The organism is Shewanella chilikensis, from assembly GCF_037953065.1.
Lineage (GTDB): Bacteria > Pseudomonadota > Gammaproteobacteria > Enterobacterales > Shewanellaceae > Shewanella > Shewanella chilikensis.
In genome coordinates, this window is sequence record NZ_CP149966.1 from 1,534,115 (window position 1) to 1,548,505 (window position 14,391).

10 protein-coding genes are annotated in these 14,391 nt (G+C 38.6%); all 10 read left to right on the plus strand.

Annotation, left to right across the window (positions count from 1 at the left end; all coding sequences use genetic code 11):
• The first annotated feature begins 97 nt into the window (after positions 1 to 97).
• The 10 genes from rfaH to WKR14_RS07130 all read left to right on the plus strand — a co-directional run bounded on the left by rfaH (position 98) and on the right by WKR14_RS07130 (position 14,390).
• A complete protein-coding gene (rfaH, locus tag WKR14_RS07085; protein ID WP_101056089.1) occupies positions 98 to 595 on the plus strand; it encodes a transcription/translation regulatory transformer protein RfaH in 498 nt (165 codons plus the stop codon).
• An 815-nt stretch (positions 596 to 1,410) separates the two neighbouring features.
• Positions 1,411 to 4,149 (plus strand): SLBB domain-containing protein, encoded by a 2,739-nt coding sequence (locus WKR14_RS07090; RefSeq protein WP_339087546.1) that lies wholly within the window; start codon positions 1,411 to 1,413, stop codon positions 4,147 to 4,149.
• Positions 4,150 to 4,233: 84 nt separating this feature from the next.
• Entirely contained in the window at positions 4,234 to 5,205 is a 972-nt protein-coding gene (locus tag WKR14_RS07095) for a Wzz/FepE/Etk N-terminal domain-containing protein (RefSeq protein ID WP_165564796.1), read from the plus strand.
• Positions 5,206 to 5,400: 195 nt separating this feature from the next.
• Complete coding sequence (locus WKR14_RS07100) at positions 5,401 to 6,759, plus strand: flippase (RefSeq protein WP_339087547.1); 1,359 nt, start codon at positions 5,401 to 5,403, stop codon at positions 6,757 to 6,759.
• The gene (locus WKR14_RS07105) at positions 6,743 to 8,083 is read left to right on the plus strand and encodes a hypothetical protein (RefSeq protein ID WP_109277561.1); all 1,341 of its coding nucleotides are present in this window, start codon (positions 6,743 to 6,745) and stop codon (positions 8,081 to 8,083) included. The genes WKR14_RS07100 and WKR14_RS07105 overlap by 17 nt, the downstream gene beginning before the upstream one ends.
• Positions 8,084 to 8,155: 72 nt before the next feature.
• On the plus strand, positions 8,156 to 9,088 hold the full coding sequence (locus tag WKR14_RS07110; RefSeq protein ID WP_339087548.1) for a sugar transferase: 933 nt from the start codon (positions 8,156 to 8,158) through the stop codon (positions 9,086 to 9,088).
• A complete protein-coding gene (locus WKR14_RS07115; protein ID WP_339087549.1) occupies positions 9,088 to 10,332 on the plus strand; it encodes a glycosyltransferase family 4 protein in 1,245 nt (414 codons plus the stop codon). Before WKR14_RS07110 ends, WKR14_RS07115 begins: the two co-directional genes overlap by 1 nt.
• A gap of 289 nt (positions 10,333 to 10,621) precedes the next feature.
• Positions 10,622 to 11,836, plus strand: a complete 1,215-nt coding sequence (locus WKR14_RS07120; RefSeq protein WP_339087550.1) for an O-antigen polymerase — start codon at positions 10,622 to 10,624, stop codon at positions 11,834 to 11,836.
• A gap of 33 nt (positions 11,837 to 11,869) precedes the next feature.
• Positions 11,870 to 13,180: a glycosyltransferase gene (locus WKR14_RS07125; RefSeq protein WP_339087551.1), complete on the plus strand. Its 1,311-nt coding sequence runs from the start codon at positions 11,870 to 11,872 to the stop codon at positions 13,178 to 13,180.
• Between the two features lie 34 nt (positions 13,181 to 13,214).
• A complete protein-coding gene (locus WKR14_RS07130; protein ID WP_339087552.1) occupies positions 13,215 to 14,390 on the plus strand; it encodes a glycosyltransferase family 4 protein in 1,176 nt (391 codons plus the stop codon).
• Position 14,391 lies beyond the last annotated feature (1 nt).

A 14,391-nucleotide genomic window follows, 5' to 3' on the forward strand; every position in this document is an offset into this window, starting at 1 on the left:
GAAACCTGAAATTCACTTTCAATTGTAAACTTATGTCTGATATGATTGCCCGCTGTGATAGGACGTCACCCGACAGAAACCAAGTAGTGAGAACACCATGAAGGCCTGGTACCTTTTGTACTGTAAACCTCGCAGTGAAGTGAGGGCTCAACAGAATCTGATGCTCCAAGAGCTTGAGACCTATTTGCCGATGGTGCGGCTTGAAAAGAAAGAGAAAAACAAAACTGTCGTTCAAAAGCAACCTCTGTTTCCCAACTACCTATTCATCAAGTTTGATCCTGAACTGACCAGTGTGCGTCAGATCCGCTCTACTCGCGGTGTTGCCAATTTGGTTAACTGCCGTGAGAAACTGCTGCCAATTGATGAGCAACTGATCAATCAGCTCAAACAACGTGAATTAGCTACGCCCTTGATCACAGAAAAGCCCCTGCAATCCGGTGATAAAATACAGTTTACCGAAGGGCCATTTACTGATTTTGATGGCATATTTGCTGAAAAATGCGGCGATACTCGCTGTAAAGTATTGTTTACTTTCCTTGGTCAGCACAAGAGCATAATAGTGGACCAAAAGGCAATTAAAGCAGCGTGTGCGTAATTGCCTGCTGCCCGTGTAGGACATTTCCCATTGTTACAAAGCTCAACATTTGCGAACTATGAATAAATTTGCATTTTTTGCCAAAAAATCAATATCTTATATTTTTCATTTTTGCAAAAATAGTCTGACTGTAACTTGGTAGTTGAATTATTGCTCAGCTTAACAAGGGTTGGGTGTTTTTTGAACTGCATCACTTGGGGGGTTGGGATATAATCCCCCGGCAAAGTAAGACCTGGTACAGGAAATGAATGTTACCTTAAAGACTTTGGGTAGCATTTTTTTAACGCTTTAAAAAATATAGTTTTTGCATCGCAAAGGGCAAGTTGGAGGCCGCAATCCATGGGCGGTAGCGTGTCTGAAGGACAAGAATGTGAATAGTTTCATATTCTTAGTGGACGCCGAAGCTCTCTGAGCGCCACGCGGAACGGTAGCGTGTCTGAAGGACAAAAGTGGAAGCCGAAGCCCTCTGGGCGCCACGCGGAACGGTAGCGTGTCTGAAGGACAAGAATATGAATAGTTTCATATTCTTAGTGGACGCCGAAGCTCTCTGAGCGCCACGCGGAACGCTAACCCTGTGATGGTGCGAAAACCTGTATAACTCAATGGGTTTGATGTTTATGGCTAAACGCTATTATCAGGTTCAGAGAAGTTAAACCGGAAACTGTTCAGTTTCCGCCATTTAAAAAATCAGCAAGTAAGAGGCGTTGGTCTCAAATGGAATCCGGGTTGAAGCGCTTATGGCGTTAAACGCGGTTGTTGCATTGCTGAAAGGTTCATTTGATTTTTAGTGCTATTCACCATTACGGAGACAACTGGTGTTACAGAAAACCAAAAAACTCATCATAGCGGGTATCGGCGCTTTGGCTTTGCTTGGCTCGCAAGCTCAAGCTGTTACGCCATCACCTCAAATGATCGAACAATTCAAAAATTTGCCTCGCGCAGAACAGGAAAGGTTAGCCAAGCAGTATGGAATAGATCCTTCCATATTGAGTGGAGGCAGTAACATCAGTCAGAAACCGGTCAATCCGCAAGTTGTTTACCCAAGAGAAAAAAAGGATAACAGCGCTAATGGGGGCGAAAAGCCAACTTTAGACTTTACGGTTGAAGCAACAGACAAGAGTGCTCTCAAGCGTTTTGGTTACTCCTTGTTTGCCGGTGAACCCAGCACTTTTGCTCCGGTTTCCGATGTGCCTGTCCCCAGTGAGTATCTGATGGGGCCAGGGGATACCCTGATGGTGCAACTTTTCGGTAAAACCAATAGAGAGTTCTCACTTACCGTTAATCGCGATGGCACTGTACAGTTCCCTGAACTCGGCCCTATCAGTATTGCCGGTTTAAGTTTTGCCGAAGCCAAAGATACCCTTAAAAAACGCATCAAACACCAGATGATAGGCATAGAGTCGAATATCACTATGGGTGAACTGCGCTCTATTCGTATCTTTGTGGCCGGTGATGCCTACAAACCCGGTTCTTACACTGTATCCAGTCTGTCAACCATGACTCAAGCGCTGTTTGTCTCCGGCGGCGTGAATGAAATAGGTTCACTGCGTAAGGTACAGTTGAAGCGTGGCGGTAAATTGGTCGGTACTCTGGATCTTTATGACTTATTGATGCGCGGTGATGCCTCCGGCGATTTGAGGTTACAATCCGGGGATGTGGTGTTCATTCCTCCTGTGGGTGGGCTGGTCAGTGTGGCCGGCGAAGTACGTCGCCCTGCTATCTATGAGCTGAAAGGCGGTGAAACCTTTGGGGATGTGGTGAATATGGCCGCCGGTGTTAAGCCGGGTTCCTATCCAAAGGCCAGTGTGGTCGAACGTTACAATGACCAAGGCCTTAAATCTTTGCTCACAGTCGATCTCACTTCAGCCAAAGGTCAAAAAACAGTGGCCAAAGCGGGCGATGTGGTTAGGGTTAAGGGAACCTCAGGGCAATATGATAATGCCGTGACTCTGGTTGGCGCTGTTGTCCGGCCTGGAAAGTACCAATGGCATCAAGGTTTGAGGGTGAATGATATTCTCAAATCCATTTGGTCTGATTTACAAATATCCGCCGATTTGGATTATGCAATTTTGCTTCGTGAGGTGGATGACTATGGCAACATAGAGGTCTATCAATTTGCACCTGGAAAGGCGATTGTTAATCAGGACGCCAAGGAAAACCTGGTACTGCAACCAAGAGATAAGCTGGTTGTTTTCAACTTCAGTGACGATAGCCTTAACCGATATGAGCTGAATAAGCTGGTCAAGCAAAGAGTGGCCAAGGTGACTTCGCTTTCGGGGAACTCACTGATAGGAAATGATCTGTTCAAGGCAGGTTTCAACCTGCTGCAAAGTAAAACTTTGCATAAGCGCAATGCTGTTGGTGGGGTAGTGGTTGATGACAGCGATGCAACAAGTGATGAACAGGCCGTTGTAATCTCAGAAGTCAGTAAGATGTTATTGAACCTGTTTGATGACACTGACTTAATCAAATATAGCTACATGATGAATCGTAGCGAACTCTTGTACCCGGTTATTAGTAAACTCAACGCCCAGGCGCGCGCCGGTGACAGTGTTAAAATTGTTGCTGTTGGCGGCCAGGTTCGCCACGAAGGTATGTACCCGCTGACGGTTAACGCTTCTGTCAGCTCTTTAATTGAAGCCGCCGGGGGTTTGAAAGAAGGCGCCTACACAGCCAGAGCTGAGTTGACCCGCACTGTTACCAATGCCGGTGGTTCATCCATAGAGCATAAAACCGTGGACTTAACCAGTGCGCTTCAGGGGAACAAAACCGCTGATTTACCGCTGGAAGGGCGCGATATCCTTACTGTGATGACTACCCCTGATTGGCAGGAGCATCAAACCGTTGAAATACGCGGCGAAGTTAAGTTCCCGGGTATTTACAATATCCGCCGCGGTGAAACGCTGCAGGATGTGATCCAACGGGCCGGTGGCTTTACCGAGTTTGCTTATCTCCCTTCTGCGGTATTCGTACGGGAATCGGTGCGTAAGCAGGAGCAGATGGAAATTAAGAAGCTGGCCGACCAACTGCGGCGGGATATCGCCACCAGAGGGGTCTCCAAGGACGGCAACTTAGTTAACTATGCCGATGCTCAGTTGATGCTGAAAGATTTGGAAAGCATTCAGGCTGTCGGCCGTTTGGTGGTGGATTTGCCGGCTATCTCAGTGGGGATATCCCAGGCAGATATCCAGATGGAAGATCAAGATATTCTTTATGTGCCATCAACCAAACAGACCATAGCGGTTATGGGCGAAGTGCAGCATGCATCAATCCATAGATATAAAGAAGGTATTACTCTTGACCAATACCTTGATATGTCCGGCGGTACCCGTAAGCGCGCTGATGAAGACAGAACTTACGTAATAAAGGCAGATGGCTCGGTAATGATGCCTAAACGCTCCATGTGGTTCAGTAGTGAAGACAATCTGCAACCCGGGGACACAATCATAGTCCCATTGGATACAGAGTATAAAGATAACCTGACGCTCTGGAGCCAGGTGACTCAAATCATTTACAACACAGCGGTGGCAGTAGCAAGCATTTCCGGGTTGTAACCCCACATAAAATGGCTTTGTTCCAGAGAGGCGTTAAGCCGCTCTGGAGCAAAATCAAAACCACTTATTACTAGATAAAAAAATATGACATCAAATATTACCCCTCAGCATCATCCTGACGCGCAGTTTGCGGCGAATGCGCTAAGAGATGATGAAATCGATCTTCGTGAACTTTTCAGCGTAATTTGGCAAGGTAAATGGTTGATTGCGGGTATCACCCTGGTGTTTGCCGTCGCCTCAGTGGTTATCGCGCTAATGCTACCGAATATCTATAAATCGGAAGCATTATTGGCCCCTGCGTCGGAAGAGCAGGGCGCAGGAGCGCTTGCGGGACTTGCCTCCCAGTTTGGTGGCCTTGCCAGTATGGCGGGGATTAACTTAGGTGGCAAAGGTGGCACTGATAAGACGCAACTGGCGATTGAAGTACTCAAATCAAGGCAGTTTATCGGCGACTTTATTGAAAAACACCAAATATTGCCTGAGCTAATGGCTGTCGATAAGTGGGACATGGCCGACAACAGTTTGTCATTTGTTCCTGAAATGTATAACCAACAAAGCAATACTTGGGTGCGTGAGGTTAAGCCCCCATTTCAGCCAAAACCTTCCTTACAGGAGGCTCATAAAGAGTTTTTAGAAATTTTTTCTGTTAATAAAGATAAAGATACAGGGATGGTTAAAATCACGATAGAGCATAAATCTCCTTTTGTTGCCAAACAATGGTTAGATTGGTTAGTTTCAGATATCAACCTAACCATGAAAGAGCGGGATGTTGCAGAGGCTAACCGAAGCACGGATTTTTTAAATAAACAGATTGAACTCACTAATGTCGCCGACATTCGAAGTATTCTATATAAACTGGTAGAAGAACAAGCTAAAACCATAATGTTCGCCGAAGTGCGGGATGAATATGTGTTTAAAACAATTGACCCAGCCTTTGTTCCCGAAGAAAAGGCCAAGCCAAAGCGTGCATTAATTTGCGTACTAGGAACTATGCTAGGCGGTATGTTGGCCGTGATGATGGTTCTTGTCAGGCATTTTGTTAAAAAAGAAAGTTAAAAAAAAGAAATTAAGGGCCTATTGGGACAGTTTGAAGAAAAACACTAAAACCTAGGCTTTACGTGGGATAGCAAAGATACTGCTGTCTCAAAATGGATGAAAAGTGTCTCAGCTTGGTTTGGATGGCTGAGATGCTAAAGCGTAATTTTCTCGTTTGGTTAGTGCCATTCAGCCAGTAGAATGAAGGAATTTGTCTTGTCTAGTGCACAAAACCTACAACCAAAATGGTTGAAATTACTACCGAATAAATTATCTGAGCGCTTATCCGGCAATCATAGTTTACTTGCTGCTATTAATAACAGTGGCTGGTTAATGTTTGATAAGTTGGTAAGACTTCTGCTTGGTTTGTTAGTCAGTGCATGGGTTGCGCGTTATCTTGGCCCCGCGCAATATGGTGAACTGGCTTATGTGTTAGCGTATTTAGCATTCTTTCAAGCGGTGGCAGTGCTGGGGATGGATGGCATTGTTGTCCGTGATATTGCCAAGGATAAAACCAAGGCTGGTGAGATACTCGGCACCGCATTTATCTTAAGAATTTCAGTCGGCTTATGTTGTTGGTTAATGGCCATCGCAAGCATGGGTTGGTTTAATGGTTGGCAAGACCGTAGTGTTTATGTCACTGCACTTGCTGGGGCAAGCTTGATATTTCAAGCAGCAGATACGATTGACCTGTGGTTTCAAAGCCAAAGCCAGAGTCGGCGTACTGTCATTGCTAAACTAGTCGCTTACCTGATTTCTAACGGCTTAAAAATTTTACTGATTTTAAATCAAGCGCCACTACTTGCATTTGCGGTTGTGATGTCAGTTGAATTTTTGTTTGCCGCCATTGCTTTAGCGTATGCATACCGAAAATTTACCTGCCAGCAACCATGGCAGTTACTTAAGAGTCGAGCCGTCAGGTTACTAAGAGAATCTTGGCCATTTATTTTGAGTGGTTTGTCTGTATTGGTTTATATGCGAATAGACCAAATTATGATAAAAGAAATATTAGGGGAGGCTCAGTTAGGTATATATGTTGCGGCAATTCCCTTGGCGACTTTAGGTTATATTTTACCAAGTATTATTTATACAAGTTTGGCTCCACACATTAGCAGGGTTAAGTTAAAGTCAGAGTATGAATATAGAAGTGCTTTAAGTAAGATATTTGTGTCCTTCAGTGTAATAGGTTGGATTGTTTCAATCCCAATTGCAACCTTATCACCATTTCTTATAAGTTTACTGTATGGTGAACAATATCAAGAATCATCAGTGGTGTTGTCTATATATGTATTTACAAATATATTTGTTTGTCATGGTGTGGCTTTAGGCTTTTGGGTGATAAATGAAAATAAAGGAAAAATATCATTGATACGTACATTCATAGGTGCGCTGTTTTTAGTTCTGATTAATTTGTTTTTAATCCCTCGATTGGGTTTGGTTGGTGCGGCAATATCTGCTCTATCTGCGCAAGCCCTGTCTACAATTTTCCTTAACAGAATTTTTGCACCACATATATTTAAGATGCAGATGTGTTCCCTTTTATTTATTCGGTATAAGTATGAAAGAGTTTGTTAGGAAATTAATACACAAAACAGTTAATGTTTTTACACTTCTGAAGTTCAGTGCTTCAAGTGGAGCACTTAAAAGACAACTTGAAAGTTTATATTTTGAGAATGCTCTAGAACGTGATTTTAGTACAGTGAGAAATTTTTATTTGGGTAGGATATTGTCTCATGCAATAGATAAGGTTCCATTTTATAATAATGTTAGTAATCCTGTTCTTTGTGACTTTCCTGTAGTAAGTAAAGCTATATATCAATCAGAAAATGAAAGTTGTTTTCAATCGATAAGTATGTGTCTTACTGGTAAATATAAAATGAATACAGGTGGAAGTACAGGTGAACCATTTTATTTTTACGCAGGACTTCGAGCTGGATTGGTTGATTCCATGCATCAAGTATATCAGCACCGAAAAATGGGGCTAAAGCCAGAGCATAAATTATATACATTTAATGGTTTTATGCCTTCTAATGAACAGATAAAGAAAAATAAATTTTGGCGAGCAAAAAAAAATAAATTACAAATGCCTTTTGGTAGCAAGGAGTTTAGTACTCATTTTTTAAATGAAAGTTACTTTAGCTTCTATCTTGAAGAGTTTTTTAAGTCACCTCCAGACTATATCCGAAGCTATCCCTCTGCAATATGTGACTTTACACTGCTACTAATTAAATCTGGTTACAAAGTTAAACCTTTTGACTTGAGGGGAATACAGTTAACTTCTGAAGCTATGTCAGAGCAACAAGAGCATATTATTAATGAATATTGGGGTGATATTGTATATCACCAGTATGGTCATTCTGAAGTTGCTGTCATTGCGGCTAAATATCCTGGTGATGATTGTTATTCATTTTCTCCTATATATGGTGAAGTTGAGATTCTTGATGATAATAATATACATGTTGCACCTAATTGTGAGGGGCGAATAGTAGTTACTTCATTTCATAATTTTGCTAGACCATTTATCAGATATGATACGGGTGATCTTGCTATTTATAAAGATTCAGAAAATGGTATTGTTAAAGCATTTAAGATAACGGGTCGTTCTCAAGATTATGTGGTTAATAAATTTAATGAAAACATTTCAGTTACAGGTTTAGTCTTTGGTCAGCATTTCAAAGCATTCGCTAAAATTTTGCAGTGGCAGATTGTAAATACTATCCCAGGCGATTTGTTAGTAAAGATTATAAAAAATCGAGACTTCGATAAAGAAGATGAAAAAGAAGTTATTGAAAAGCTAAGTTTTCATGGTCAATTTTCTGTTGCAATTGAATATGTTACTACCATAGAAAAAACTGCTAGGGGGAAGCATAAGCTTGTGATTCGAGAATTTGATTTATAGTAGATGTTGCAGTCTATTTTAAATTTGACCAATTTTTTACCTTAAGATTAGAAAACGGTAATAGAGAACAATATGCTGACTCAAAAATCCCTCGCACCTGTAGTGTTATTCGTTTATGCCAGAGCCGATCACACACAACGTACCCTTACTGCTTTGGCTGCTAATCCTGAAGCAATAGACACAGATTTAATTATTTATGCAGATGCAGCCCGTGATGATAAAGATGCTGTTAAAGTCCAATCTGTACGTGATGTAATTAGTAATGTCAACGGTTTTAAAAGTGTGACCTTGCATTTACGTGAGCAAAACATAGGGCTTGCGCGAAATATTATTGAAGGTGTTAGCAATGTGGCTCAGCAATACGGCCGAGTCATCGTGTTAGAGGACGATATTGTAACTTCCCCTGCATTTCTTGGATTTATGAATGCCGCTCTGGAAAAATATAAAACTGAGCCTAAAGTTTGGCATATCAGTGGTTGGAATTATCCGATTGAAACTGATGGATTGGATGATGCTTTTTTTTGGCGGTTGATGAATTGCTGGGGTTGGGCGACTTGGGCAGATAGATGGCAGCATTTTAATAAAGAGCCTCAGCGCTTAATTGATAGCTGGAGTGATAAACAAAAACATAATTTTGATTTGGATGGCACTGGCGTTTTCTGGTCTCAAGTTACAAATAATAAAATTGGTAAAATCAATACTTGGGCCATATTTTGGTATGCAACTATTTATGAAAATGGGGGTGTATGCTTAAACCCAAGTAAAAGTTATGTTGACAATATCGGCCTTGACGGTAGTGGTGTACATTGTGGAAATTCTAAAACACTGACAACCGTGCAGAATCAGTTATGTATAACATCGCAATGGACCTGGCCTCTTGAAATGGTTGAGTCGCCCCAAGCTGTTGAAGCCATTAAACTTTATTATAAGAAACAACAAAAGTCATTCATTGTGCGCGCGACTAATAAACTGGCGCGTTTGCTTATCGGAAAGAATATTTTTTAATGAAAATCCTTATTGTAAACACTTCTGACATTCAAGGTGGAGCTGCACGGGCGGCGTATCGGTTGCATAAAGCGTTATTAGCTGAGGGCGTGGATAGCCAAATGTTGGTGCAGTCTAAGGCGTCTGATGATTTTACTGTTATTGGGCCTCAAACTAAGATTCAAAAGGCATTAGGAAAAATTCGTCCGACTTTAGATTCTTTGCCTGTTCTACGTTACAAAGGCCGAACTAAAACATTGTTTAGCCCCGGTTGGTTACCTTTTTCTGGCTTGGCAGATAAAATTAACTCCCTAAATCCGGATCTGGTACATTTGCATTGGATTGCTGGCGGAATGATGCGTATTGAAGACCTCGCCAAAATTAAAGCACCTATAGTATGGAGTTTGCATGATATGTGGGCTTTTACCGGTGGTTGTCATTACGATGAGGAGTGTGCCGCTTATCAAAATCAATGTGGCCAATGTCCGGTATTGCGATCCGACAAGAAATTCGATTTGAGTAGTAAGGTTTTGTTGCGTAAACAAGCTAGTTTCGCTCGGTTACCAAATCTGACCATTGTTGGATTGTCTAAGTGGATGGCTGAATGTGCATCTTCCTCCAGTTTGTTTAAAGATACTCCGGTGGTCAACTTACCCAATCCAATTGATACGCAAACTTTTGCCCCGTTTGACCAATTTGTAGCACGACAGCTATTAAATTTGCCGTTGGATAGAAAATTGATTTTGTTTGGCGCGATGGGGGCTACCAGTGATCCACGGAAAGGCTTTAAAGAATTAGCGCAGGCATTGGAATTGTTATCACCTGATTATGAGCTAGTTGTGTTTGGTTCGAGTGAACCAAAAACTCCGCAGGGTTTTAAGCAGAAAGCACATTATTTAGGTCATTTACACGATGACATCAGTTTACGTGTGCTTTATAGCGCCGCAGATGTGATGGTAGTACCGAGTTTACAAGAAAACTTGTCAAACGCAATAATGGAGTCTCTTGCCTGCGGCACACCAGTAGTTGGTTTTGCTATTGGAGGTAATGAGGATTTAATTGAACATCATCAAACAGGTTATCTAGCAAAGCCTTTTGATATTGAAGATCTGGCATTTGGGATCAACTGGATTTTAAATCATGACAATCCATCAGCACTTACAGATGCGGCTCGTGAAAAAGTTTTATGTGAGTTTGATAGTGAAGTTGTTGCAAAAAAATATATTAAGTTATATAGCCAAATGGTAACTAATGATATTAGTTAATCACATTATAAGTCTTTAACCAAACTTTTCTATTTATGAATGTATTTATCAACCGTTTTATGTTGTTTTAAATTGTTAACACTCATTAATAATGGTAAAAGTATAGCTTATCTTTGGTTGCATTATTCTGTTACATTTTTATTTTACTGTGGTCAAGGATAAGTGTCCATAATAATTTGTGATTTAACGGTTGGATTATTTAATCTCGAAATAATAAATAATTTTTTAAGTATGGTGTTATGGTAATGCCATATTTTGATTTATAATTCTACGTATTTAGGAATAAACTTTGTATACCGCTATTAAAAACTCGTTTATGATTTCATGTCCTGTAATTGCATTGGGGGTATATCAATCATTTTGGTTGATTTTTTTACATGACAATTATGAACCTCAGGCAACAGAGTTTACAATAATATTATTAGTAATATCGTATATATCATTCCTCTCATCATTACTTTATGGAAACTATATTGTCTTCTCTAAGAACAAGAATGTGCTGTTTTTAAGTAGAGATAATTCTGTAAACCCTATATTAAGGATGTTTTTTTTTGTTGCTGTTAGCATTGTGTTATTTATTCCATCTGTGAAATTATTTGTTTACATAATGGAAAATGGATATGTAAATATAAGGGCTGTTTATTTTTCTGATTATGATTTTTTATTTTCTTTATATGGAGGGAAGTTGATGATGCAACTATCCCTTTTTGTTTTAAAGCCGACTATATATTTTATTTTTATATTATTCATTATATCCAGAAACAACTTTAAAGCTGAGGAGGTTTTTTTTATAGTTTCATTATTTTCTTTCTCTGTTGCAACCGCTGGACGCTTTGCTATTTACTGGATTTTTATTGTATTTTTTTTAAGATTCTTATTGTTACGTTCTGTTGATAATTTGTCTTTTCGTAAAATTGCCATAGCATCAGTTTTTCTATTTGTTTTATCTATAGGTATTTTAATTTTTCGAGTTGAACAGCAGAGTAATATTTTCACAAGTTTAATTTTATCTTTGCTGGAGTACCATGCAGTCCCTATTTTATTGTTGGCCGAAAAAATCGATACTGGCTTAGGTGATGCTTGGTTTATCGGTTATCCATTATTAAGTACACTGTCAACTTTACCATCTTTATTTTTTCCGTTATTTAATATTCAATCAATTAATTCACCAGTTTTTTACTTTGGTGAATTAATGAATGATTTTTCATTGTCTAGTGATTTTACTGGTAAGTCATTTAATGCGTTCTCAACATTTCTAATATTTTTTTATTCTGACTTCGGGTTCTTAATGCCAATATTTATTTTCATATATGTTTTAGTGTTATTTTTTACAGTTAATCTTGTAGCGCCACATTTGAGGCTTGCATTACTTTTATATATTAATGTCTCTCTCTTTTTTAGTCTTTTTCAGAGTGCGGTGTTTGAAATTGGCTTTCAATTTTCTCTTGTGATTATATTACTTTACTCATTTTTTTATAATTTCTATAGAAAGCGCAAGTTTTGATAGGTTTTTAATGAAATTTAATTAGGTAGATTTATGAGTTTGTTTAGTTGTAATACACCACTAGTTACGATAATTACCGCTTGTTATAATGGTGAAAATAGTATATTGAATGCAATATGTAGTATTGAGTCACAATCATATCCTAATATTCAGTATATTATTATCGATGGTGCGAGTACGGACCGAACGCTTGAAGTGGTCAATAATAAGCGTCATCTTGTTGATGTCCTAGTTTCAGAACCTGATAATGGAATTGCGGATGCTTGGAATAAAGGTCTAGCATTAGCTAAAGGTGAGTTAATTGGTTTTTTAAATGCTGATGATGTCTATGACAATGATGTTGTAGAAAAGGCAGTCAATACATATTTAGGTAGTAACCGAAATTGTTTGATTTATGCAAATTGTTGTTTTATAGATAATGGAGTTTACAAATCAACAAATTCTTCTGAATTTGATCCAGCTAGATTGAAGAAAGGGCTGGGATTTGGATTTGTGCATACTACCTGTTTTGTTCCAAAGTCTGTCTATGAGTCAATTGGATTTTTTTCAACTCGTTATAAAATTGCGATAGATACTGATTTTTTAGTTAGGTGTTATGTTAATAATATACAGTTTATAAAATCAAATTATACTGTTTATATGTCATTAGGAGGTGTAAGTGATAGGTATGCATCTAGAGCATATTCTGAGTTTTTAAATGTGTTAGAAAATCATAATATTATTCAGTCTAAAACGAAGCGATTTTATTTGTTTTTTTATAGTGTTTATTCTATTTTTAGACCAGTATTTAAATCTGAATTTTTAAAATTTAATTTGAGATGGATTAAGCATAATTTATGTTTTCTAATGAACTTTATTTATGCTGTAATACCAACTTTTTTCCTTAAGAATTGCTATTTGAAATTATTGGGTTTCTCAATTGGTAAATGTTCTTATATTTTAAAGGGTGTGAAGTTTTACCGCCCCGGTAACGTCGATATTGGCAATAATACTATAGTAAATAGAGATTGTCTTTTAGATAATCGTGGTCGGATAACTATTGGTAGTTGTGTTTCGATTTCTCACCATGTATCTATCTACACAGCAGGACATAGGATTGAATCTTTATATTTTGACTACTATCAAGAAGATGTTTTTATCGGTGATAAAGTATGCATTTTTCCTCATGTTTTAATTCAACCCGGTAGTACTATTGGTGAAGGTGCGGTAATTCTTCCTGGAGCTGTAGTTAGTGGTAACGTTGAAGAATATGGTATTTATGGTGGAGTACCCGCAAAAAAAATATCAACTCGCAAAAGAGATTTGAGATACAGCTTTAATTATCCATTTTGGCGAGCATTATGATAGTCGTTGCACTAATATTGTTTAAGGTTTCTAAATGTCAAAAAAGAAATTGTTAGTTATCACTTCAAGGTTTCCATTTCCTGTTGTAGGTGGTGAACGTTTACGTATTTACAAAGTTTGCGAAGAACTTAGTAATAATTTTGATATTACTTTACTCTCTTTGTGTGAGGCAAAAGATGAGTTACATTTTGATGTCGGCGATGATAAGGTTTTTAAAGAGATCAAAGTTGTTTATCATCCTAGGTGGAAAAGCTATTTTAATTGTATTTGTGCATTTTTTTCAAAAAAGCCTCTTCAAGTTGCATATTATCAAAGTAATGATTTTTCCAAGCTTGTGACTGATGTTGTTGATGATTTTGACTTTGTTTTGTGTCATTTAATTAGAATGTCGGACTACGTAAAAGACGTAAATAAGCCTAAGGTTCTTGAAATGACTGATGCAATCTCTTTAAACTATTCGAGAGTTAGAGATAAGCTTGGTTGGTCTAGCATAATGGGGGTTATTTACGGTTTTGAATATTCTAGAACACTACGTTATGAACAGAGTATTACAAAAAAATTTGATAAAAGTTTTTTAGTCTCTGATGTGGATTTTTCATATTTAGTAGAAAATGGTGTTGAGAGGGAACTGCTAGGTATTAGTTCAAATGGTGTTGATGATGCATTATTTAAGTTTGATTATAATCCAGATAAAAGAACTATTATTTTTATTGGTAATATGACGTCAGTTCAAAACTATGATGCTGCAGTTTGGTTTGCATCTTCTGTTATGCCTCTCTTACTTAAACATGGTGATTACATATTTAAGATTGTTGGCCGAATTGGAGAAAAAAAGAAATTACAACTTGAAAAGTTTTCTAACGTTGTAGTTACCGGTTCTGTTAATAGCATAATAGACAGTTGCGATGGTGCTTTTGTCGGTGTTTGCCCTGTGAGAATTGGTGCAGGCGTACAAAATAAAGTTTTAGAATATATGGCACTTGGAATACCTGCAATAACTTCAACAGTTGGTCTAGAGGGTATTGGTGCAATACCTGGTTATAATATTTTGACTTCCGATACGCCAGAGCAATATGTAGAGACTATTCTTAGTTTATTATCACACGATTACGCTTCTCAAATTGGTCTGCAAGGAAGACAGTATGTTATGACTAATCATGTTTGGTCTTCAAAAGTAGAGCCGATTACGAAATTTTTAACTATGAGATAAG